Source organism: Paraburkholderia podalyriae, from assembly GCF_014397785.1.
Classification (GTDB): Bacteria; Pseudomonadota; Gammaproteobacteria; order Burkholderiales; family Burkholderiaceae; genus Paraburkholderia; species Paraburkholderia podalyriae.
In genome coordinates this window covers 109,620-131,247 of the sequence record NZ_VZQQ01000007.1, presented here as the reverse complement: position 1 = coordinate 131,247, position 21,628 = coordinate 109,620, and the positions used below count along the sequence as shown (strand labels likewise).

General features: G+C 65.7%; 16 protein-coding genes. 8 read left to right on the top strand and 8 right to left on the bottom strand.

Annotated elements, in window-relative coordinates; translation table 11 throughout:
• Positions 1–20: 20 nt before the first annotated feature.
• Positions 21–317 (bottom strand): hypothetical protein, encoded by a 297-nt coding sequence (locus F6X42_RS10455; protein WP_187634139.1) that lies wholly within the window; start codon positions 315–317, stop codon positions 21–23.
• A 311-nt stretch (positions 318–628) separates the two neighbouring features.
• Here F6X42_RS10455 and F6X42_RS10450 point away from each other — a divergent pair, with 311 nt between their 5' ends.
• Together F6X42_RS10450 and F6X42_RS10445 are read left to right on the top strand one after the other, a co-directional pair.
• Entirely contained in the window at positions 629–1,135 is a 507-nt protein-coding gene (locus F6X42_RS10450; protein WP_187634138.1) for a PRC-barrel domain-containing protein, read from the top strand.
• A gap of 62 nt (positions 1,136–1,197) precedes the next feature.
• Positions 1,198–1,611, top strand: a complete 414-nt coding sequence (locus F6X42_RS10445) for a DUF3175 domain-containing protein (protein WP_187634137.1) — start codon at positions 1,198–1,200, stop codon at positions 1,609–1,611.
• Between the two features lie 38 nt (positions 1,612–1,649).
• Here F6X42_RS10445 and F6X42_RS10440 read toward each other — a convergent pair whose 3' ends face one another.
• The 4 genes from F6X42_RS10440 to F6X42_RS10425 all read right to left on the bottom strand — a co-directional run bounded on the left by F6X42_RS10440 (position 1,650) and on the right by F6X42_RS10425 (position 8,269).
• Positions 1,650–4,415 carry a winged helix-turn-helix domain-containing protein gene (locus F6X42_RS10440; RefSeq protein ID WP_187634136.1) on the bottom strand — a complete coding sequence of 922 codons (2,766 nt, stop codon included), beginning with the start codon at positions 4,413–4,415 and terminating at the stop codon, positions 1,650–1,652.
• Between the two features lie 157 nt (positions 4,416–4,572).
• Positions 4,573–5,358, bottom strand: coding sequence for a response regulator transcription factor (locus F6X42_RS10435; RefSeq protein WP_187634135.1), 786 nt, complete (start codon positions 5,356–5,358; stop codon positions 4,573–4,575).
• A gap of 494 nt (positions 5,359–5,852) precedes the next feature.
• Positions 5,853–7,001: a branched-chain amino acid ABC transporter substrate-binding protein gene (locus tag F6X42_RS10430; protein ID WP_187634134.1), complete on the bottom strand. Its 1,149-nt coding sequence runs from the start codon at positions 6,999–7,001 to the stop codon at positions 5,853–5,855.
• Positions 7,002–7,036: 35 nt separating this feature from the next.
• The gene (locus F6X42_RS10425; protein ID WP_187634133.1) at positions 7,037–8,269 is read right to left on the bottom strand and encodes an NAD(P)/FAD-dependent oxidoreductase; all 1,233 of its coding nucleotides are present in this window, start codon (positions 8,267–8,269) and stop codon (positions 7,037–7,039) included.
• A gap of 342 nt (positions 8,270–8,611) precedes the next feature.
• Between F6X42_RS10425 and F6X42_RS10420 the strand changes: the two genes are divergently transcribed.
• Both F6X42_RS10420 and F6X42_RS10415 read left to right on the top strand, forming a co-directional pair.
• Positions 8,612–10,039 carry an aminotransferase-like domain-containing protein gene (locus F6X42_RS10420; protein ID WP_187634132.1) on the top strand — a complete coding sequence of 476 codons (1,428 nt, stop codon included), beginning with the start codon at positions 8,612–8,614 and terminating at the stop codon, positions 10,037–10,039.
• A 74-nt stretch (positions 10,040–10,113) separates the two neighbouring features.
• Positions 10,114–10,686 (top strand): FUSC family protein, encoded by a 573-nt coding sequence (locus F6X42_RS10415; RefSeq protein WP_187634131.1) that lies wholly within the window; start codon positions 10,114–10,116, stop codon positions 10,684–10,686.
• A 27-nt stretch (positions 10,687–10,713) separates the two neighbouring features.
• On the opposite strand, the gene F6X42_RS10410 is transcribed toward F6X42_RS10415, so the two are convergent.
• Positions 10,714–11,694 (bottom strand): cupin domain-containing protein, encoded by a 981-nt coding sequence (locus F6X42_RS10410; protein ID WP_187634130.1) that lies wholly within the window; start codon positions 11,692–11,694, stop codon positions 10,714–10,716.
• A 116-nt stretch (positions 11,695–11,810) separates the two neighbouring features.
• Between F6X42_RS10410 and F6X42_RS10405 the strand changes: the two genes are divergently transcribed.
• Complete coding sequence (locus F6X42_RS10405; RefSeq protein WP_187634129.1) at positions 11,811–12,152, top strand: carboxymuconolactone decarboxylase family protein; 342 nt, start codon at positions 11,811–11,813, stop codon at positions 12,150–12,152.
• A gap of 78 nt (positions 12,153–12,230) precedes the next feature.
• Here F6X42_RS10405 and F6X42_RS10400 read toward each other — a convergent pair whose 3' ends face one another.
• On the bottom strand, positions 12,231–13,286 hold the full coding sequence (locus tag F6X42_RS10400; protein ID WP_187634128.1) for an aldo/keto reductase: 1,056 nt from the start codon (positions 13,284–13,286) through the stop codon (positions 12,231–12,233).
• Positions 13,287–13,360: 74 nt separating this feature from the next.
• On the opposite strand from F6X42_RS10400, the gene F6X42_RS10395 reads away from it, so the two are divergent.
• The 3 genes from F6X42_RS10395 (at position 13,361) to pdeR (ending at position 20,495) form a co-directional block, all read left to right on the top strand.
• On the top strand, positions 13,361–13,546 hold the full coding sequence (locus tag F6X42_RS10395) for a hypothetical protein (RefSeq protein WP_187634127.1): 186 nt from the start codon (positions 13,361–13,363) through the stop codon (positions 13,544–13,546).
• 206 nt (positions 13,547–13,752) lie between these two features.
• Positions 13,753–18,309, top strand: coding sequence for a DEAD/DEAH box helicase (locus F6X42_RS10390; RefSeq protein ID WP_187634126.1), 4,557 nt, complete (start codon positions 13,753–13,755; stop codon positions 18,307–18,309).
• 182 nt (positions 18,310–18,491) lie between these two features.
• Positions 18,492–20,495, top strand: a complete 2,004-nt coding sequence (gene pdeR / locus F6X42_RS10385) for a cyclic di-GMP phosphodiesterase (RefSeq protein ID WP_187634125.1) — start codon at positions 18,492–18,494, stop codon at positions 20,493–20,495.
• Positions 20,496–20,514: 19 nt separating this feature from the next.
• Here pdeR and F6X42_RS10380 read toward each other — a convergent pair whose 3' ends face one another.
• The gene (locus F6X42_RS10380) at positions 20,515–21,618 is read right to left on the bottom strand and encodes a malate/lactate/ureidoglycolate dehydrogenase (protein WP_187634124.1); all 1,104 of its coding nucleotides are present in this window, start codon (positions 21,616–21,618) and stop codon (positions 20,515–20,517) included.
• Positions 21,619–21,628 lie beyond the last annotated feature (10 nt).

The window sequence follows — 21,628 nt, the reverse complement described above, 5'->3', positions numbered from 1 at the left end:
GCGCCTGCATCGATCCAGCGTCACTGTCCCTTCGTATCGCTGCTGGCATCGGCGCCGGGCGTGTTCGTCGTATCGGTCATCGGCTTGTTCGCCTTCGACTTCTTGTGATGATGCTTCATCGACGACGTCGAGCCCGCGGTGCTGCCCATCGCATTCGACGCGGGCTGGTTGCCCGCCGTCGGCGCGGCGGTCGCGGCGCCATGCGCGTTGCCGCCGCCGGCACCGCTATTGCCGTTGCCGCCGCCCGCCTGCGCGAACGCCGCGCCCGACGCGATCACACATGCCGCGGCTAGCCATGCCTTCGGATACTTGTTCATCCGGTTTCTCCCTGAAGTAAAAAAGGACGGGGGGCGATCCTTCGGTTCCCTGCTGCTGTCACTCAAAGTCGAGCAAGGCCTATGCCGCGCGAGGGGTGCGTCGCCGGTTCGCTTCACGCTTCTTTCACGCTTCTCTTCGTCAGCGCTTGCGTTAGCCGGGACGAAATAATTTCAAACGCGCTCGCATCCTTTACGCGCGCGCAGCCTCGTCGCGCGGGTCCGCCGTGCGCCACGGCGTGAGCGCGCCGCACGACTCGATGGAACGGCCGTTGCTAAATGGCTCGTACATACACCCCTCAAAGGAGCCCATCATGGTCATCCAGACCCAGACGCAAGGTGCGAACATCGTCGGCAAAGGCGCCGCAACCGCGGAAGGCCCAGGCCCGGATGTAATGGCCGCGGCTACGCTCGACGGCAACAAGGTCCTCAGCAGCGACGGCGAGAACATCGGCAAGATCAAAGACATCATGCTCGATGTGCGTTCCGGCCGCATCGCGTATGCGGTGCTGTCGAGCGGCGGTTTTCTTGGCATCGGCGACAAGCTGCTCGCGATTCCCTGGCGTGCGTTGACGCTCGACACCGAGGAGAAATGCTTCGTGCTGAACATGACGGCCGAGCGCGTGAAGAACGCCCCGGGATTCGATAAGGATCACTGGCCGTCGATGGCGGATCAGACGTGGGCCACCAGCGTGCATCAGTACTACGGCAGCGAACCGTACTGGGGCGGCGACGTCTATACGAGACGCGAGGAGTTCGGCGCCGGTCAAATTCCTCCGGGATCGTCGGACGCGCCCGAGGCCGGCGGCGTGAAGCTCTGAGCGCCAACCCGACCATTTTCGACCTGTGACCGGTCCGACGTTCCGCTTCGGGAGAGCACATCATGGCGCCGCGAAAGAGCAGCAGCAAATCGAAACGCCCTGAGTCGCGTGGCAAGTCGGGACGGCCGCCGCGTCAACGCCACGCGCAGGCGCACGCCGCGCATCGTGCGAAAACCGCGAAGTCGAATGGCGCCTCCGGCGGGAAGAGATGGTCGCATCATGTAATGGAAACGAGCGACGCGATGGACATCCAGAAGGATATTTTCAAAACTGGCAGCGCGGAGTCCATCGCGCAATCGTTGAAGCACTCGTCGACGGTGAGCAGTCGACGCAAGGGCACGCCGTTTCAATCCGCGATGTCGATGCTCAATTTCTACATCAATCGAGCGGGCCGCAACCTGCCGAAGGAGCGGCGTGATACGTTGGAACGGGCCAAGCGCAAGCTGCGCGAAGCGTTTGGACGCGAGCCGCGGTGAGGTGACGCGATGGCGGCGCAGTCACGCAGCGCGGCGCTTCAGTCGGCTCCAGGCTGAATGCCGAAGGCACTCTGCACGGCCTCGAATCGCGAATTGACGTTCAATTTTTCGAAGATGTTCTTCAGATGCCATTTGATCGTCTCGGGCGCCAGATTCAATGATCGTCCGATTTCCTTGTTGGACAGCCCGCGCGCAACGTAGCCCAGTATTTCGAGCTCTCGCGCGCTCAGGGTGCCCGGCGTCACCTTGATGTCGGCATAGCCCGACGACGAGGAGCGCAGGTTATCGGCGTCGTCGAAAGCGGACAGCAGTGTGCCGATATAGGTGGCGTGCCCTGTTGCGATTTCCGATGGCGTGCGGCGAAAGCTTTCCAGCAACGCGCGCATCGGCGGCCCCTCGTCTACGAAGCTATTGATCAGCCCCATCGCGCAGCCGATCCGCAGCGCATTTCCGAGCGCGGCGAACGCCTGTTCCGAAGCGCCATTCTGGTCATGCGCGACAGAAAGCAGCAACGAAACAACGGCCTCGGCATAGCGCCAACCCAGTGCAACCAGATTCTCGAGCGAGCGCGAAAGAAAACCAACGGCGTCCTCGGCGGCATTTTCAGCGAGCAGGACGCGGGCTTGCAGCACACAGTAGCTTGCCCACGTTTCCATCGCCGAGCCCCGCCGTCCTTCGCACATCATCGGTACGCTCGCGCTCAGTTCATCGGCGAGCTGTCGCGCCTCGACCACCCTACCGTCCGCAACGAGCTGTCTGACGGTTTCCGCATCGCACGCGAGCTTCAGACGCAACCATCGACGGCTTATCGCGACCTGTCGACCGTCCTCGAGAACGGCCAGCGCGGGCCCCTTCTTGCCATCGCGCCACAGCAGGCGCGACGCGGTCAGCAGATAGCGCATCAACGCAGCGAGTGGCGCGGTCTCGAGAGCGATGGTCATGCGACCCTCGATCAATTTCCGCGCCTTGGACAGCTCGTTACCCTCGTAGTAAATCGACGCAAGGCAACCGGCTACCGCCGCCGCGGCCGCCGACCACTCCCCTAGCTTATCTTCGGAGTACCGTATCGCCACCTCCATCACGCGCCTCGCATCGGGAAGCTCGCCGTGTATCAGCGCGGCAATGCCATACACGGCGTCGCGCAGCATATCCGCGCTGTTCGGCTTCCGGCTGAGTCCGACCTGATCGACTCGCGCTCTCCAGACGCGGGATATATAGGCGAACTGCCCTCGATACATCAAACCGAAAATTTCCGCGCTTTGCCCGTAATGGCGTACCCAAGGGTCCGCAGGCACCGTCGATGCCTCAACAGCACGCCCGAGTTCGAGCGCATGCTCGCTGTCGTCGTTCACACAAGCGATCACCGCGCGGATCGCGTTGATCTCCGCCGATGCGACCTCGTCGGCTACCGACCGGTCATCACCGGCCGTCCGCTCGAACTCGTCGGCAATGTCGCCGATCTCCTTCGACGCACGCGCGGTTTCAAGCGACATTGCGAGAGCCCAGGCTTTCGCCAGACGCAAGCGCAGTCGACCCGCGATCACATCCGGCGGAAGTTTGCGAATCCAGCCCGGCAGCATGAACGGGTCCCCGCGTTGGAGCATCTCCATCGCACAGTTTTCGGCCCACTGCGCCGCCTGCGCGAGATCGCCCGCGGCCAGCGCATGTCGCACGGCTTCGGGCCACAGGCGAGCCCGCGCGAACCAGAGGCTTGCGCGGCGATGCAGCAACGGGACCTGTCGTGGCGTCCGACGCACGAGACGGCGGCGAAGCGCATCGCTCAACAATGCGTGATAGCGGTACCAGCTTTGCGTTTCATCGAGCGGCCGGATGAACACGTTATGCCGCTCGAGCCAGTCCAGTTTCTCTCCGCTCTCGCCTTCACCGCCCATGACTTCATCGCACAGCGCCCCGGTAAGCCGTTCGAGAATCGACGTGTACAGCAGAAATGTCAGCATATGCGGTGGCAGATGCACAAAAACCGTATCGTTCAGGTAGCGATCGATTCCGAATCGGGTATCGGCTAGATGACCGGCGAGCGCGGCCACGTCGTCGACCCGTTTCAGTCCGAGGGAAGCCAGTTGCAAACCGGCCACCCATCCTTCGGTCGCGCTGTTCAACAACTCCACGCTGTTGCGGTTGAGCAGCGCGTTACCCGTTTGGTCGAAAAACGCCTGAGCATCGTCGAGCGAAAAACGAAGATCGTCGACATTCACACGCGAAAGTTTGTCGGGCGAGCGCAGCGCGCCCAGCGACAGCGCCGGTTCGCCGCGCGCGCCGAGCAGGACTTGCAGATTGTCGGGCGCGTAGCGCAGCAGGCGTGACACGATCGCGAGAACGGGTCTCGCGCTCAGACGGTCGACGTCGTCGAGCACGAGGAAAACATCCCGGCCGTATGCGGCGATGCCATTGAGCAGCACTGAAATGACTGTTCTGACCGGCGTGTGTGCATCGTTATCGAGCAGTTGCTGCGCCTGCCACGCGATCTCCTTCGAGGCGCGAGCAAGCGCCGCTACCAGATAGGCGCCGAGTTGCTGGGGATCGTCGTCTTCTCCATCGAGACTGAGCCACGCAATGGGACGCTTCTTTCTGGTTTGCGCTTCGCTCCACGCGGCAAGCAAGGTCGTTTTGCCGAAACCCGCGGGCGCGGTGACGACTGTGATGTGACGCGGGCGTCGTTCATCGAGTCGCCGCATCAATAGAGGCCGTTGCACGCAACCCGCGGGAAGGCGCGGCGGCATCATCTTGGTCTGGATCAGCGACACGATCCATTCACGCTCGAAACTATCTGTGGATGTATTCATGAGTGGTCCTCTCACACCTATCCGTGACAGGCATGGAGGGTCTTGGTGAATTTGGTTTCAAGATACGCCGAACCGCGTGACGACTCAATGCAGCGCTGCGCAGGAGGCGCGACGACCGGAATCCGGTTCAGGTCGCGCATGGCTTCATGTCGAATCGCTAACGCAGATTGCTTTGCGTGCCCTGCTCGGGCATGTCGTTCTCCGCGACAGCATCTTCCCGCTCGGATTCCTCCGGCGCTTGCGCGTCGACACTGCCGGCATCGACCTCGTCGAGCCGGTAGCCGTGCGTATAGACGGTCGTCAGTCGCACGCCGTTGTCCGGGCGCAGGGCCAGCTTGCGTCTAAGCCGATAGATATGCGTGTCGATCGTGCGCGACGTACTGTCCAGCTCGCGGCCCCAGGCAAGTTTCGCCAGAAGCCTTTTGGAAACGACCCGTCCCACGTTCGCGAAGAAATACGCCGCGACGTCGAATTCCTTTTCGGTCAGCAAGATTGATTCGCCGTGCAGAAAAACACCGCGCTGCGTGACGTCGAAGATATACGGTCCAAGGGCGATTGCGCTTTCGACTTTTATGCTGCGCCGTGCGCGACGCAACAGCGCGCCGACTCTCGCCACCAGCTCCTTGTTTCGGAACGGCTTGATGACGTAGTCATCCGCACCGGCGTCTAGCGCCTGCACGATGTCGACTTCCAGAAGTCGGCTGGTCACGAACAGCACCGCGGGTTCGCGGCCCAGATGGCGGCGTATCCAGTACAGCACCTCGAAGCCGCTCATGCCCGGCAATTCCCAATCGAGCACCACGAGATCGACCTCGTTAGCCTGAAGAAAGCTGATTGCGTCCTTGCCCCGCTCCACTTTGCTGATTCGATGCCCGGATAGCCTGATTTCCCTTTCAACCGAATCAGCTTGCGCAGGATCGTTTTCCACCAACAGGATATTCATTGATCACCTTTTTCTTTCGCCCGAGTGGAAAACCGGCCCCCCCGACAAATGCGGCGAAAGACATTTGCATCTGGAATTCCACTCATACGAGCACCCAGTTCAAACAGCACGAAAAAGCCAACATGAAAATCGCATACGGCTTTGGGTCGGCGTGAGCGGCCAGCGGCGTCGGCCCCATATGCCTTGTGAATTTCGAGAAGAAAGATAGAGCCAGTGGCTTTTCAAATCCCCCCCTGTGGGGAGTGGGGATGGCGCTTTCGAAGGGGGGGCATATCGCCTGGTCAGCCCCCCCCATATCGGTGATTCGATCTGGGGGAGAGCATCCGGCCGCGCGTCGGCGGCGGCAAAAATATCGCGGTCGTCGAGGACAGACCGTCGGGTTCCCCGACTACGGTCGAACTGTCGTGGAGTTCATGTAGCTGTCCGAGCCGATCGTGGACACCGACTTGCGAAGCGAAGCGTCGTCGCGACAGCTGCGCCCGCGTGAATCAATCTCAAACGCCATTCCCGCCCACGGTCCGCTGACTCTTCCACTGCCCTTGCTGCACCTCGAACAGCGTATACGGCGGCTTGATCAAATCCCCGTGCGGATCAAACGCGATTTTCCCCGTCACGCCCGTCACGTTGACCTTAGGGAAAGCCGCGACGATCTTCGCGCGATCGAGCGAGTCCGCGTCCTGAATCGCCTGAATCATCGCGAGCGCGGCGTCGTAGGCGAACGGCGCATAGAGTTCGACGTCCTGATTGAAGCGCGCCTTGTAGCGCTTGCCGAACTCCTGCGCCGCCGGCAGCTTGTCGAGTGCCGGGCCGGGTTCGAGATCGCGCGTCCCCTCGCCCGCGTTGCCCGCAATCTGCAGGAACGCGTTGCTCTTCAGCGCACCCGCGCCAAACAGTTGCGCGGGCATGCCGAGCGAGCGCATCTGCTTGACCAGCATCGCCCCCTGCTCGTCGAGACCGCCGAAGAAAACCAGATCGACGTTTTTCTGCTTCAACGAAGTCAGGATCGCGCGCAGATCGACCGCCTTGTCGTTCGTGAACTCGCGATCGACGATATTGCCGTTCGCCTGCTTCGCACCCTTTTCGAACGCATCGGCGAGGCCCTGGCCGAACGCGGTGCGATCGTCGATGATGCCGATGCGCTTCGCCTTCAGTTGCTGCACCGCGAACTCGCCCGCGATCACGCCGCCGACGCCGTCGTGCCCCATCGTGCGAAACACGTTCGCGAAACCCTGCGCGGTCAGAGCCGGGTTCGTCGAGCCCGGCGTGATCATCGCGACGTTCGCCGTGTGATAGACGGCCGAGGCCGGAATGCTGCAGCCCGAGTTGTAATGGCCGATCACGCCGACCACGCCGTCGTCGACGAGTTTCTGGGCGACCTGGATCGCGATGCGCGGATCGGCCTGATCGTCCTGCACGTCGAGCACATATTTGACGGGTTTGCCGCCGATCGTGGGACGCTTCGCGTTCGCTTCGTCCACCGCGAGCTGCGCGCCATTCTGCAGGTCCTTGCCGACCCGCGCGACCGGTCCGGTCAGCGGTCCGACGAAGCCGATCTTGACGATTTGCGGCTCGGCGCCGTACGACGGCGCGTGCGCGCACAACATCCCAAGGGCGAGTGCGACAACCAGGTTTCTGCGTTTCATGATGTCCGTCCTCTTCCGTGCAACAGTTGCGGTGGTTAAAAACGACGCGGGCTAAAAGGCGTGAGATCGACGGGCGGCACGCGCCCCGCCACCAGATCGGCGACGACGCTGCCCGTCACGCCGCCCAGCGTGACGCCCAGATGCTGATGACCGAACGCGTAGACGACGCGTGGTGACGCGCTCGACGGCCCGACGACCGGCAGTCCGTCGGGCAGGCTCGGCCGGAAGCCGAGCCAGTCGCTATCCGGTTGCGGCAATTGCGGCAGCGCGTGCCGCGCGGAGCGCGTGATCAGATCGAGCAGCGCGGCATTGCGCTGTGGTCCATAGCCGCCGAGCTCGACGGTGCCCGCCGCGCGAATGCCGCCGTCCATCGGCACCATGTAGAAGCCGCGCTCAGCCCAGCCGCACGGCCGTGAAATCAGCGACGACGTGCCGGGGAAACGCACGTGATAGCCGCGCTCCGTATCGAGCGGTACGCGGTCGCCGCATTGGCGCGCGAAGCGCCGCGAAAACGCCCCCGCGCAGACGACCACCTGCGCGGCGTCATAGGCGCGACCCGCGTCGTCGACAATACGCACGCTGTTGCGGCCCGGCGCGAGTGTGCGAACCGCGATGCGCTCATGCCGCAGACCGCGCGCGAGCAGCGCTGTGTGCAGCGCCTGCAAAAAGCCGCGCGGGTCGCTGAGGAACCAGCTGCCGTTGAACAAGGTGCCGTGCACGAAAATCGGCGCGAGATTCGGCTCGAGTGCGGCGATGCCGGCACGGTCGACGTTTTCGAAGCGCACGCCAAGCGAGCGGCGCAACGCGAGCGACGGCTGTGCCGCCTCGAACGATGCCGCGCTCGAGTACAGATACAGGCATTCGCGCGGCCGCACGAAGCGAGCCAGGTCGTCGCTGGCGAGCATTTCACCGTAGCCGTCGGAGGCGCGCGACAGCAGGCTCGCAAGCGCCTGCGCGCTGTGCAGGTAGCGCCGCGGCATCGATGCGAGCAGAAAGCGCGCGAGCCACGGCGCGAGTTGCGGCAGATAGCGCCAGCGGATCCGCAGCGGACTCGTCGGTGAAAACAGGAAACGCGGCAGATTGCGGAACACCTGCGGGTTGTTCACCGGAATGCACCCGTAGTTGGCGAACGTGCCTGCATTGCCGTACGACGTGGCCTCGCCCGGACCGAGCGCGTCGAACAGCGTGACGTGGTGACCGTCGCGCATCAGCCAGTAGGCGCTCGACAGGCCGATGAAGCCCGCGCCCACCACGGCGACGTCGCTCATCGCACTTGCCGGCCGGCCGAAGCGGCCGCCCGACCCGAACTTGCGCCGCTTGCATCGTCCGGCAGGAGCGTGTTCTGTTGCTCTGTCACGACCGTCCCTCCTGTACTACTGTTGCACGTCGCGTTTTGATGCAACGCCACACAAACCATGCTTTAATAGTCACACAAAGTTTTTTTGTGTGCAATTAATTTGGCTTTGTATGGACTTAGGTACTTTCCCGAGCACATGCAGGCCGAGATCGTGCATCAGAAGCAGGTTCGAAGCAGGCAGCCGGACAGCAAACGGGTTTAGTATTGACCTGCCGGCGGTCGACCGATTTTTTTGGATGGAGATAGGACCTGGATGAAGAGCGCAATTGACCACACAAAAGAAGAAAACATCCTCCAGACAAAGGGACGTCAGCCGACTTATCTCGAAGTGACGCGCAGCCTCGAGGAAAAAGTCCGCAGCGGGCTTTACCCGCCAGGTAGCCGCCTGCCACCACAGCGCGAGCTTGCGGCGGATCTGGGTCTGAATGTCTCCACCGTGTCGCGTGCGTACAAGGAGTTGCAGGCGCGTGGACTGATCGTCGCAAGCAAGCGGCGCGGCTCGATCGTCACCGGCGGCGCCATGCCCGCCGTGCATGCCCGAAGCGACAACGCATCGGCAAGCGGCAGCGCCAACGCGAACGCCGTCATCGACCTGACCGTGAACCGGCCGGCCACCGGCGAATTCCTTACCCAGCTCGCGCGGACGATGGCGCAGATCGCGCACGATCCCCGCTACCCGGAGACCCAGGAATATCAGCCGCCGCAAGGCCCCGAGTGGGCGCGCGCGGCGGGCGCGCAGTGGATCGCCGCGCCTGGCTTCGCGCCCGGTGCCGATAGCGTGGTCGTCACGAGCGGCGCGCAGCATGGCCTGTACGCGGTGCTCAGCAGCCTGATGGGTCACGAAGGCGTGATCCTGTCGGACCAGCTGACCTATTACGGCCTGAAAGCCCTCGCGCCGGTGTTCCAGTTCGAACTGGTCGGCATTCCGAGCGACGACGAAGGGCTGCTGCCCGATCGTCTCGAAGATGTATGCCGCCACAGGCGTGTGAAGGCGATTTTCACGGTGCCGAATCTGCAGAACCCGACCGTCGTGACGATGAGTCTCGCGCGTCGCGCGGCGCTCGCCGACATCGCGCGTCGGCATCACATCGTGATCATCGAGGACGACGTGTACGGCCCGCTGCTGCCAGCGCGTCTGCCGACGATTGCGAGTCTGTGTCCGGAGCTGACCTTCCACATCACGTCGACGTCGAAGGTCCTCGCGCCGGGTTTGCGTATTGGCTATCTGCGCACGCCGCCGCACGGCTCGGCCCTCGCCGCGGAAGCGGTCCGCACGACCGCATGGATGCCCGCGCCGCTGTCGACGCTGATCGCCACGCGCTGGATCGAGGACGGCACCGCGCGGACGATCCTCGACGCGCAGCGCACCGAGCTGCGCGCGCGCCAGCAGATCGCGCGCGAACTGTTGCCTGCCGAGCATCTGAAGAGCGACCCCGCATGCATGTTCGTGTGGTTGCGCATACCGTCGCCGTGGCGCTCGGACGACTTCGCGGCGAACGCGCTCGCGCGCGGCGTCAACACGATGCCAGCATCCGCGTTTGCGGTCGATCGCTCGACGGTCGAGCACGGCGTGCGCATCAATCTCGCTTGCGCCGAGTCGCGCGAGCAGTTGACGCGCGGCCTGCAGATTCTGGCGCACACGCTGCGCGACCGGCCGCGCGCGCTGTTCGGCACGATCTAGCCATAGCGATGGAGCGGTCGAGCGGAGCGGCTAGAATACGGCACCGTCATGCTCCGCCGAGCCGCCTTTATCCGATGACTCCGTCCGACGATTCAAGCCATACCTCGCGCACGCACGCCGCCGATGCGCTGTTCGCTTTCCTGAAGACGCTGCCGCTCGGCGACAGGTTGATCGAGGGCGGCTTCATGGCCGTGCAGGCGGTTGCGGGCGCGAGTCTCGCGTTCGGCATCGGCCGCGCGCTGCATACCGAGCAGGCGTTCTGGGCCGCGATCACCGCGATTGCGGTGAGCCAGCACAGCTATATCGACACCCGCAAGCTGTCGCGCGACCAGTTCATCGGCGCGATGGTCGGCGGCATCTGCGGCCTGATCGGCACGCTCGCGGGCGGCGGCCATTTCGCCGCCTACGCGGCGACCGTAGCGGCCGCGATCATGATCTGCTGGGTGGTCAACGTCGGCAGCGCGGCGCGCCTCGGCGGCATCACCGCGACGATCATGCTGCTGGCGCCGGGCGTCGGCCCCGCATGGGACAAGGCCTTGCTGCGGCTTGCCGAAGTGACGCTCGGCACGGTCTGCGCGCTGCTGGTCGCACGGTTGATGGCGTCGCTCGAAAGACGTGCGTTCAGCAAGAGAAAGCCGCGCAAATAGAATCGCACGTACGCGTCGAGTCTCGAGTCAGTCATCCAGAGCATCGTCCGCTTGCTTGCGACGCCGGTAGCGTCCCGGCGTCACGCCGACGCTTTGCGCAAACGCCTTGCCGAACGCCGCTTCCGACTGATAGCCGACCGCCTCGCCGATGTCCGCCGCGCTGCGCTGGGTACGCAATAGCAGATCGCTGGCGATCGCCACGCGGATCTGCGTCAAAAAATCCATCACGGTCACGCCCGCGCGCTCGTTGAAGTGGCGCGCGTATGTCGCGCGCGACATCGCCGCGCGCTCGCCGAGTTCAGCGATCGTCCATGCCCGTTCGGGCGCGTCGAGCATGGCCTGCATCGATGCGCCGAGGCGTGCGTCCGTCAGCAACGCGAGCATGCCGGCGTTGTTCGCGTTGCGCTCGCCGTGTACGCGCAGTGCCATCGCGAACAGCGCGTGGCTCAACGCGGTCACGATAGCGAGCGCGCCGGGCTGACGCCGCTCCGCTTCGCCGCGCATCAGCGCGATCACCGTTTGCAACGCATCGAGCGTTTGGGGGTCGCCAAGCGACACGTGCAGCGGATCGGGCAGCGCGTTGAGCAGCAGCGCCGATGAACCGGGCACATAGACGAAGCGGCCGCACAGCAGATCGACGCCGTCATGTATCGCCGTGCCGGTGGGCGCGGGCGCGGACGTGTCGGTGGTTTCGTGGCCATCGTTGCGCCGCACGGGCAGCATGCCGTCGTGCCCGAGCGTCACCGGCAGGCCGCCCGCCGAGCGCGTCACGTCGCGCACGCGATGCGCGGCGCCACGCGGAAACAGCATGAAATCGCCGGCCTGCATGTCGAGCGACTCGCCGGCGGCGGTCTCGATCACGCAGGCGCCGTCGAGCACCAGATGAAACGGCGCGACGCCCGCTTCGAGCGGCGCGTGATCGATATCGAATGCGCCTGACAGCAGGCAGCGAAGATCGAGACTCGCTTGCGGCCGGGCAAGGTCGATCAGGCGACTGAGCGTGTCCATGAGACGAGCGCGCTAAAAGTTGAGTCGAATGAGTATTCAGGATATTGCGACGCGGCGCAATACTGCTTCCCACGACGCCGGCAGCCGCCGACGCGCAACGGACCGAGGAGCCTGCCATGTTGAACTGGATCGATTACCGCAAGGAACTGTTTGGCCGAATCGGCGAAATGTCGAAGCTCGCGCCGGACAGCGTGAAGGCCTATCAGGCAATGTCGAACGCCGGTCAGAAGAGCGACCTGCTCGGCGCGAAAACGCGCGAGCTGATCGCGCTCGCGGTCGCGGTCAGCCTGCGCTGTGACGGCTGTATCACGGTCCATACGGCCGAGGCGCTGAAGCACGGCGCGACGCGTGAAGAAATCGCCGAAGCGCTCGGCGTCGCGATGGCGATCAACGCCGGCGCGACGCTGGTGTACTCGGCGCGCACGCTGGACGCAGTTGCCGCGCATATCCAGGGGTGAACAGCATCGCTGATTAGCCGCGCGGATCAAGAACGAAGCGGTTCGCGGCTCCACGGCGTTCGCCAATGCACGGCCGCGCTATCGCTGTGCGACGTGCCGAACCTCGGCAAGCTGCTGCCGGCGCGGCTCGCCCTGCCGCTCCAGCATCCAGCCCGGATACTCGGCTGGCAGCGTGCTGACCTCGGCGAGCTTCGCGAGCTCGTCGGTGGACAGCGCGACGTTGGTCGCGGCGATGTTGTCGTCGAGTTGCTCGATTTTCTTCGCGCCGACGATCACCGTACTGACGACACGCTGATGCAGCAGCCACGCCAGCGCGATCTGCGCGACCGATACGTTCCTCGTCGCGGCGATCTCGCGCATCACGTCGATGCAGTCATACGCGCGCTCGCGATCGACCGGCGGAAAATCGAAGCTCGTGCGACGGCTGCCCGCCTCGGCCTGCTGCTCGCGTCCGTATTTGCCGCTCAACAAACCGCCCGCGAGCGGACTCCATACCATCAGGCCGAGACCTTCGCTTTGCAGCATCGGCACGAGCTCGCGTTCGAGATCGCGGCCCGCGAGCGTGTAATACGCTTGCAGCGATTCAAAGCGCGCGGTGCCGAGCCGCTCCGCGATGCCGAGCGCCTTCACGATCTGCCAGGCGGCCCAGTTCGACACGCCGACGTAGCGCACGTGACCGTGCTGCACGAGCGTATCGAGTGCGCGCACGGTTTCCTCGATCGGCGTGGCCGGATCGAAACCGTGGATCTGATAGAGGTCGACGTGATCGAGCTGCAGACGCTTCAGGCTCGCCTTGATGCCGTCGAGGATGTGATAGCGCGACGCGCCGCGCGCGTTCGCGAACTCGCCGGTCTGGCCGAACACCTTGGTCGCGATCACGACCTTGTCGCGCGGCACTTTGAGGTTCTTCAGCGCCTGGCCGGTGATCTGCTCGGACAGGCCGCCCGCGTAGACGTCGGCCGTATCGATGAAATTGATGCCCGCGTCGAGCGCCCGGCCGACCAGCCGCTCCGCGTCGTTCTGCTGCAGATCGCCGATCTGCCGCCAGATGCCTTCGCCACCGCCGAAGGTCATCGTGCCCAAACACAACTCCGAAATAAACACACCGGTACGGCCCAACTGGTTATATCGCATCGTCGACGCTCCATCGTGGGGTGCAGGGAGAATCGTCAAGCGTACTGCAATTGGTGGAGGTTGGTAGGAAACGCGTGAGACGGCCTCACGGCTGCAAATCTGGCGGCAACGGCGGCAACATCGGCGCGGCGCCCGCGTTGCCCACCACAAAGATCCGCTCAGGCATCTGGAATCCGCGCAACTTCAACAATTCGAGCGGACCGGCTCCGAGCTGCGTGCGCAGCGTCGCGAATGGCGAACCGCTGCGCTATAAGACATAGAATTTCTTCTGCATTGGCGCACTGACACAATCCATTTCCTGGCGGCGCCAGACACCGCGCGCGGAAGAAAATTGCCAGCGCGCGCAAGCCGCAAAAACCTGCGAGACTGAGCGTGATGCGCATCGGCCCGTGCCGGTCGTACTGGCCCGCAACGCCGCTGCCACCCACTCTTGGATAACCCCCGCGCCGCCCTCATTTACACGAGCATGACTTCGGCCAGATCAACCGCCGCACTCGACACGGCGCCCGCTTCCTGCAAGGCCCGCGCCACCGCGAACGCGGCGCGGCCCGCCGCCCCGGCCCTGCCACCGGTACAGCAGGCACTCGACGGTTTTCACCCAGCCGTCGCCGGCTGGTTCCTGAAAACGTTCGCCGCCCCAACCGACGCGCAGACCGCCGCATGGCCGCAAATCCGTAGCGGCCGCTCGACGCTGGTCGCCGCGCCAACCGGCTCCGGCAAAACGCTGACCGCGTTCCTGTCCGCGCTGAACGACCTGGTGTCGCGAGGCCTGGCGAACGGCGGCACGCTGCCCGACGAAACGCTGGTCGTCTACGTGTCGCCGCTGAAGGCGCTTTCCAACGACATCCGCGTCAATTTGCAGTTGCCGCTGCAAGGCATTGCCGCCGACCTGGCTGCGCTCGGCCAGCCGCCGCTCGAGATCCGCACGGCGGTGCGCACCGGCGATACCACACAGCAGGAGCGCAACGCGCTGAAAAAACGCGCGCCGCACATTCTCGTGACGACGCCCGAATCGCTGTACGTGCTGCTCGGCTCGGACTCGGGACGCCGCATGCTGGCGACGGTGCGCACCGTGATCGTCGATGAAATCCATGCGCTCGCGGGCAGCAAGCGCGGCAGTCATCTCGCGCTGAGCCTCGAACGGCTCGACGCGCTGTGCGGGCAACGGCTGCCGCGCATCGGGCTGTCGGCGACGCAAAAGCCGGTCAGCGCGGTCGCGCGGTTTCTGGTCGGCGGCGCAAGCCTCGACAGCGACGCGCCGGCCGAGTGCGCGGTGATCGACGTCGGCCACGTCCGCGCGCGCGACCTCGCGCTCGAGATCCCGCCGGTGCCGCTCGAAGCGGTGCTGCCCAACGAGGTGTGGGAGCGCGTCTACGACCGGCTGGCCGAGCTGGTCGCGCAACATCGCACGACGCTGATCTTCGTCAACACGCGCCGCATGGCCGAGCGCGCCGCGCGCCATCTGACCGAGCGGCTCGGCAAGGACGCGGTCGCCGCGCATCACGGCAGTCTCGCGAAGGAGCATCGGTTCGACGCCGAACAGCGCTTGAAACGCGGTGAGCTGCGCGTGCTGATCGCGACCGCGTCGCTCGAACTCGGCATCGATATCGGCGACGTCGACCTGGTCTGCCAGATGGGTTCGCCGCGCGCGATCGCGCCGTTCCTGCAACGCGTCGGCCGCTCGGGGCACCACGTGGGCGGCATGCCGAAGGGGCGGCTGTTTCCGGCCTCGCGCGACGATCTGCTCGAATGCGCGGCGCTGCTCGATTGCGTGCGGCGTGGCGAGCTCGACGCGCTGCGCATCCCCCGTGCGCCGCTCGACGTGCTCGCGCAACAGATCGTCGCGGAAGTGTCGAGCGCCGAGTGGAACGAGGATGCGCTGTTCGACATGCTGCGGCGCGCCGCGCCGTACGCGGATCTGCCGCGCGAACAGTACGACGCGGTGCTGCGCATGCTCGCCGAGGGCTACACGAGCCGCCACGGTCCGCGCGCCGCGTATGTGCATCGAGACGCCGTCAGCGGCACGCTGCGCGGCCGGCGCGGCGGCAAGCTGGTCGCCGTAACGTCGGGCGGGACGATCCCCGAGAACGCCGATTACGCGGTCGTGCTCGAACCGCAGGCGATCAACATCGGCACCGTCAACGAGGACTTCGCAGTCGAAAGCCTCGCCGGCGATGTGTTCCAGCTCGGCAACGCGTCGTACCGGATTCTGCGCATCGAGAGCGGCCGGGTCCGCGTCGAGGACGCACAAGGGCAACCGCCGAACATTCCGTTCTGGCTCGGCGAGGCGCCGGGGCGCAGCGATGAGCTGTCGTTCGCGGTCGCGCGACTGCGCGAGCAGGTCGAGGGCTTGCTCACGGAGCGTGAGCCCGCGGCATGCGCGCTCGCCTCGGCGCGAATCGCCGCGACGGAACTCGCAGACGAGCCCGGCTCCCCCGCCGCGCCTCTCGACCACGCCATCGCATGGCTAATCGACAACCTCGCGCTCGACGAACCCGCCGCGCGCCAGATCGTCGAGTACCTGGCGCGCGCCCGCGCGGCGCTCAGCGTGCTGCCGACGCAGAGCACGCTCGTGATGGAGCGCTTTTTCGACGAATCGGGCGGCACCCAGCTCGTAATCCACTCGCCGTTCGGTAGCCGCGTGAATCGCGCGTGGGGGCTCGCGCTGCGCAAGCGCTTCTGCCGCAGCTTCAACTTCGAGCTGCAAGCCGCGGCCACCGAGGACGCGATCGTGCTGTCGCTGACCGGCAGCCACTCGTTCGTGCTCGACGAGGTCTGGCGCTATCTGCATTCGAACAGCGCCGAGCATCTGCTGATCCAGGCGCTGCTCGATGCGCCGTTATTCGGCGTGCGCTGGCGCTGGAACGCGACGACCGCGCTCGGCCTGCCGCGCTACACGGGCGGCCGCAAAACCGCGCCGCAACTGCAGCGCATGCGCAGCGAGGATCTGCTCGCCAGCGTGTTTCCTGAGCAGGCCGCGTGTCTGGAGAACGTCGTCGGCGAACGCGAGGTGCCGCGCCATCCTTTGGTCAATCAAACCATCGACGACTGCCTGCACGACGCGATGGACAGCGAACGCTGGCTCGCGCTGCTACGCCGCATCGAGCACGGCGAACTGCGGCTCGTCGCGCGCGATCTGCCGGCGCCGTCGCCGCTCGCCGCCGAAATTCTGACCGCTAAGCCCTACGCGTATCTGGACGACGCGCCGATCGAGGAGCGCCGCACCCAGGCGGTGCTGAACCGTCGCTGGACGGACCCTGAAAGCGCCGACGATCTCGGCGCGCTCGACACCGCCGCGCTCGACAGCGTGCGCGACGAAGCCTGGCCCCAGGCACGCACCGCCGACGAAATGCACGAAGCGCTGACGGGCCTAGCGTGCATCACCGCAGCCGAAGCGCTAGCGCACGAGGCCTGGCCGGCGCTGCTCGACGCGTTGGCGAAAGCTGGCCGGGCGACGCGCTTGCCGTTGGCCGCGAAAGCGAGCCCGGGCACCGCCAGCCATCACGACGACAGCGCACTGTGGCTGCCCGTCGAACGCCTCACCTGCTTTGAAGCGCTCTACCCCGGCATCCCGCGCGATCGCTACGCTCCGCCGTTAAACGCGCCGAAGGGCTATACCGAAACCTGGAGCGCCGACGACGCGCTCGTCGACGTGCTGCGCGCGCGTCTGACCGGTTTCGGTCCACTGACGCTCGACGCGATCGCGCGCCCGCTAGGCTTGCCGGCCGACCGGGTCGAACCGGCGCTGATCCGGCTGGAAATCGAAGGCTATCTGCTGCGCGGCCGCTTCACGCCGCACACGAGCGACGAGGAATGGTGCGAGCGGCACCTGCTCGCACGCATCCACCGCTATACGGTGAAGCGGCTGCGGCGCGAGATCGAGCCGGTCGAGCGGCACGACTTCATGCGCTTCCTGTTCGAATGGCAGCATCTGACGCCGACGTCGCGCGCCGAAGGCCGCGACGCGCTCGCCGCCGCGCTCGATCAGCTCGAAGGCTTCCAGGCCGCGGCGGGCGCGTGGGAGGAAGACATCCTGCCCGCGCGCGTGCGCGCCTACGCCAACAGTTCGCTCGATGAACTATGCCGCGCCGGCAAGATCGTCTGGACCCGCCTGACCGAGCGGGCGCGCGGCGCTGCCGGTCCGGTGCGCGGCACGCCGATCGTGCTGCTGCCGCGCGCCCAGTTGCGCGCGTGGCGTGCGCTGCTCGATCCGGCGCGCCAGCTCGAGTTGTCGGCGCTCGCGCAAAGCGTGCACGACACGCTCGCACAACACGGCGCAATGTTCTTCGATGAACTGCTGGCCGAGGTGCGTGTGCTGCGCATCGAGCTGGAAAACGCGCTCGGCGAGCTGGTCGCGGCCGGCCTCGCGAACTCCGACAGCTTCGCGGGCTTGCGCGCGTTGCTGAAGCCGGTCGCCAAACGCAACGCGTTTTCCGGCAGCCGGCGGGCGCGAGCGAGCGCGCTGATCGGCGGCATGGACGACGCGGGGCGGTGGGCGCTCGTGAGCCGCCCGTCCGCCGCCACGCCGGAAAATCCGCCCGAGCGGCGCCGCCAGTTCCCGCCCGAGGTGCTCGAACACGTCGCGATGACGTTGCTGCGCCGCTACGGCGTCGTGTTCTGGCGCGTGCTCGAACGTGAGGCCGAATGGCTGCCGCCGTGGCGCGATCTGCTGCGCGTGCTGCAGCGGCTGGAAGCGCGCGGTGTGATCCGCGGCGGGCGTTTCGTCAACGGGCTCGCCGGCGAGCAGTTCGCGCTGCCCGAGGCGATTCCACTGCTGCGCGAAGTGCGGCGGCAGCCGAACGACGGTGCGCTTATTTGCGTCGCAGGCACGGACCCGCTGAATCTCGCCGGCACGCTGCTGGTCGGCGACAAGGTGCCGGCCGTCGCCGGAAATCGCGTGCTCTACCGCGACGGCGTGGTGGCGGCCACGCTGGTGGCCGGGAAGTTCTGGTTCGACGCGGCTCTCGACGCCGATCCGCCCGAGCGCGAACGCGCCCGCGCGTTGCTGGCGCGCCGCTTCTAGCGGCGTCACCGTAGCGTCGTTTTACTGTGAAATGATCCCGCGCACATTGTTAGCAAAACGTTAATGATTCTTCGCTGGAATTGTCACGCTTAGATACAATGAGACAGTTTCGATTTAGTATGAGGAAGACTGCCGGCCGCCGCCCGCCTTGATAGGGACCGCCGCCATACTCCGGGGATTTCATGAGCGACGAGTTACACGACCAGGTGCTTCACGCGCGGTTCGGCACGCGCAGCCCTTGCTGGCGCCTGGCGGCCGCCAGCGACACGCTGCAACTCGCGCCCACGCACGGCCACGCGCCCGGCGGCGTCGCCATTCCCCTCACGCCTTCTCAAGCCTCGCGGGTCCGCGCTCTGAGCGGCGTGACCTCGCACGTGGTCGTCGACGTGCATCTGGACGGCGCGCCGCTGCGCCTGCATCTGATCGGCAGGAAACTCGATTGTCATCGCTGGGGCGGCACCGCCTCGGCCGATGCCGATACCGAATCCGTCGCGCGCGCGTTGCTGCACGGTCTGTCGTTTGCCGAACAGGTGGTCTCCGAAGTGAACTCGGTCGTCGTGATCGTCGACCGGCACGGCCGGATACAGCGCTTCAACCACCTGGCCGAAGAGCTGACCGGGCTCAGGGAAGAAGACATCATCGGCCGCAGCGTCTGGACGCTGTTCATGTCGTCCGACAACGGCGGGGTCTCGAACGAGGTCAGCGCGAACTTCTTCAATCGCGGCGAACCGTACGAGATCGAACGGCGCATCAACACGGTGCATGGCGAGCGGCTGTTCCTGTTTCGCAACAAGTTCGTGCGCAGCGGCAGCGGCATCGAAGACCAGTTCCTGATCTGCTCGGGCACCGACATCACCGAACAACGGCTCGCGCAGGACCGCCTGATCGAGCAGGCCACGACCGACCCGCTCACCGGCCTCGCCAATCGCAACGCGATCCAGCAGCGCATCCAGATCGCGATCGAACAGGCCGCGCCCGGCGAAACCGTCGGCGTGCTGTTTCTCGATCTCGACAACTTCAAGAAGGTCAACGATCACTACGGCCACGTGTTCGGCGACCGGCTGATTTGCGACGTGTCGGACGCGATCCGCAACTGCCTGAATCCGGGCGACTCGCTCGCGCGGCTCGGCGGCGACGAATTCATCGTGCTCGCGGCGAAGGGCTTTGCGCATCAGCTCGAAAACACCGCGCAGCGCATTCTCGACCGGATGCGCATGCCGTTCGCGGTCGGGCTCGTCGAGGTCTATACCGGCTGCTCGATCGGCATTGCGCGTTCGCCGGAGCATGGCGACAGCCTCGAATCACTGATCCGCTCGGCCGACACCGCGATGTACGTCGCGAAGGACGAAGGCAAGCGCACCCATCGCGTGTTCTCGCCGGACATGAACCGCCGCGTCGCCGAGTTCATGTGGCTCGATACGAATCTGCGCCGCGGTCTCGACGAGGGCCAGCTCGCACTGCACTATCAGCCGAAGCTGAACCTCGCCACGGGCGCCGTGCAAGGCGCGGAAGCGCTGGTGCGCTGGAACTCGCCGGAGCGCGGGCAGATCATGCCGGTGGAATTCATCCGCTATGCCGAGGAATCCGGACTGATCGGCGTGCTCGGCCGCTGGGTGATGGAAACCGCCGCCAAACAGGCGGCCCGCTGGAAGGCGGCCGGCTACGACCTGCGCGTCGCGATCAACGTGTCGGCGCGACAGCTGACCGATACAGCCGTGGTCCGTCATTTCACCGAGGCCTTGCAGCACGCGAGCCTCGATCCGTGCCTGATCGACCTCGAGCTGACCGAAAGCTGCCTGATCGAAAACGAAGCGGCCGCGATCGAGCTGATCAAGCAGTTCCGCCAGCTCGGCGCGCAGGTGCATCTGGACGACTTCGGCACCGGCTATTCGTCGCTGTCGCAGCTCGGCCGCATTCCGCTCGACGTGATCAAGCTCGACCGCAGCTTCGTGCGCTCGATCCACGCGGACCTGAAGGCCCAGGCGCTGGTGCGCTCGATGGTCGCGGTCGCGCAGGAGCTCGATTTCCAGGTGGTCGCCGAAGGGATCGAAACCGAAGCGGAAGAAGCCTTCATGAAGGGGCTCGGCGTCGATTACGTACAGGGCTTCCTGTATGCGAAGCCGATGCCCGCCATCGAGTTCGAGCGCTGGCTGCTCGATAGGCGCAAGCTCAGGCTGATCGCCTGAGCCTTTTTCGACGCGCGCGTCAGCGCAGGCGCGCCGGCCATCCCGCTAGTTCGTTTTCGCTGACGCCGACGGCGCGCGCCGCAGCGTGGATTTGCTTCCATGTGGCCGCGTCGATCGGAATGCCGGCGGCCTCGCGTTGCGCGCGCGTCACGCGCTCGGGTTCGCCGGGTTCGTAGATGCGCGCGGTGCCCGCCGCGAGCGGCGACGCCTTCACCCACGCGACGAACGCATCGGCTTCGGCTTGCGCGTCGGGCGCGTCGAATGCGGCCGGATCGATGATGACCGACAGCATGCCGTTGATGATCGCGTGCGTGGTGCCGAGCGTGTCCGCATGCGTCGTGAAGCCACCCGACAGCGCGCCGCCGAAAATCTCGCACATCGCCGCGAGCCCGAAACCCTTGTATCCGCCGAACGGCGTCAGCGCGCCGAACGGCGCTTCGTGCATGACTTTCGGTTCGAGCGTCGGCATGCCTTCGTGATCGATCAGTGCGCCGGGTGGTGTGTGCTTGCCCTGGTTATAAGCGACGCGCGTCTTGCCGAATGCGATCGTGCTGGTCGCGAAGTCGAGCACGAGCGGCGGCTTGCCGGGCCGCGGATAAGCGGCGCAGAACGGATTCGTGCCGATGCGCCGGTCCGCGCCGCCGAACGGCGCGACGAGCGGATCGCCCGCCACGTTGACGAAGTGGAACGACACCAGCCCGGCGTGTGCGCACTGTTCGGCCCAATGCCCGATGCGGCCGATATGATGCGCGCCGCGCAAGCCCACCGCGCAGATGCCGAGCCGCCGCGCGCGCTCGATGCCCCGCTCCATCGCCTCGAACGCGATCACCTGGCCGAAGCCCTTGCCGCCTTCGACGGTCAGGACCGCGCCCGCGTCTTTCACGACGTCGGCGTGCCGATTCAATTGCAATTGCTCGTCGGCGAGCGACTCGACATAGCGCGGGATCATGCCGACGCCGTGCGAGTCGTGTCCGGTCAGATTCGCGGCCACCAGGTGATCGGCAACCAGTTCCGCTTCGCGCGGCGCACTGCCCGCTCGCTCCCAGATCGCCCTGACGTAGGCATGCAGTTGATCGGCCGGAATCCGGGACGTGGTGGCTTGGGCAGTCTGGGAGTCGGTCATTCAGCGTGTC

What these genes read in the sequence shown, in the direction of transcription:
- F6X42_RS10455 (WP_187634139.1), bottom strand. Translation starts at nt 317, where the DNA reads ATGAACAAGTATCCGAAGGCATGGCTAGCCGCGGCATGTGTGATCGCG.
- F6X42_RS10450 (WP_187634138.1), top strand. Translation starts at nt 629, where the DNA reads ATGGTCATCCAGACCCAGACGCAAGGTGCGAACATCGTCGGCAAAGGC.
- F6X42_RS10445 (WP_187634137.1), top strand. Translation starts at nt 1,198, where the DNA reads ATGGCGCCGCGAAAGAGCAGCAGCAAATCGAAACGCCCTGAGTCGCGT.
- F6X42_RS10440 (WP_187634136.1), bottom strand. Translation starts at nt 4,415, where the DNA reads ATGAATACATCCACAGATAGTTTCGAGCGTGAATGGATCGTGTCGCTG.
- F6X42_RS10435 (WP_187634135.1), bottom strand. Translation starts at nt 5,358, where the DNA reads ATGAATATCCTGTTGGTGGAAAACGATCCTGCGCAAGCTGATTCGGTT.
- F6X42_RS10430 (WP_187634134.1), bottom strand. Translation starts at nt 7,001, where the DNA reads ATGAAACGCAGAAACCTGGTTGTCGCACTCGCCCTTGGGATGTTGTGC.
- F6X42_RS10425 (WP_187634133.1), bottom strand. Translation starts at nt 8,269, where the DNA reads ATGAGCGACGTCGCCGTGGTGGGCGCGGGCTTCATCGGCCTGTCGAGC.
- F6X42_RS10420 (WP_187634132.1), top strand. Translation starts at nt 8,612, where the DNA reads ATGAAGAGCGCAATTGACCACACAAAAGAAGAAAACATCCTCCAGACA.
- F6X42_RS10415 (WP_187634131.1), top strand. Translation starts at nt 10,114, where the DNA reads ATGACTCCGTCCGACGATTCAAGCCATACCTCGCGCACGCACGCCGCC.
- F6X42_RS10410 (WP_187634130.1), bottom strand. Translation starts at nt 11,694, where the DNA reads ATGGACACGCTCAGTCGCCTGATCGACCTTGCCCGGCCGCAAGCGAGT.
- F6X42_RS10405 (WP_187634129.1), top strand. Translation starts at nt 11,811, where the DNA reads ATGTTGAACTGGATCGATTACCGCAAGGAACTGTTTGGCCGAATCGGC.
- F6X42_RS10400 (WP_187634128.1), bottom strand. Translation starts at nt 13,286, where the DNA reads ATGCGATATAACCAGTTGGGCCGTACCGGTGTGTTTATTTCGGAGTTG.
- F6X42_RS10390 (WP_187634126.1), top strand. Translation starts at nt 13,753, where the DNA reads ATGACTTCGGCCAGATCAACCGCCGCACTCGACACGGCGCCCGCTTCC.
- pdeR (WP_187634125.1), top strand. Translation starts at nt 18,492, where the DNA reads ATGAGCGACGAGTTACACGACCAGGTGCTTCACGCGCGGTTCGGCACG.
- F6X42_RS10380 (WP_187634124.1), bottom strand. Translation starts at nt 21,618, where the DNA reads ATGACCGACTCCCAGACTGCCCAAGCCACCACGTCCCGGATTCCGGCC.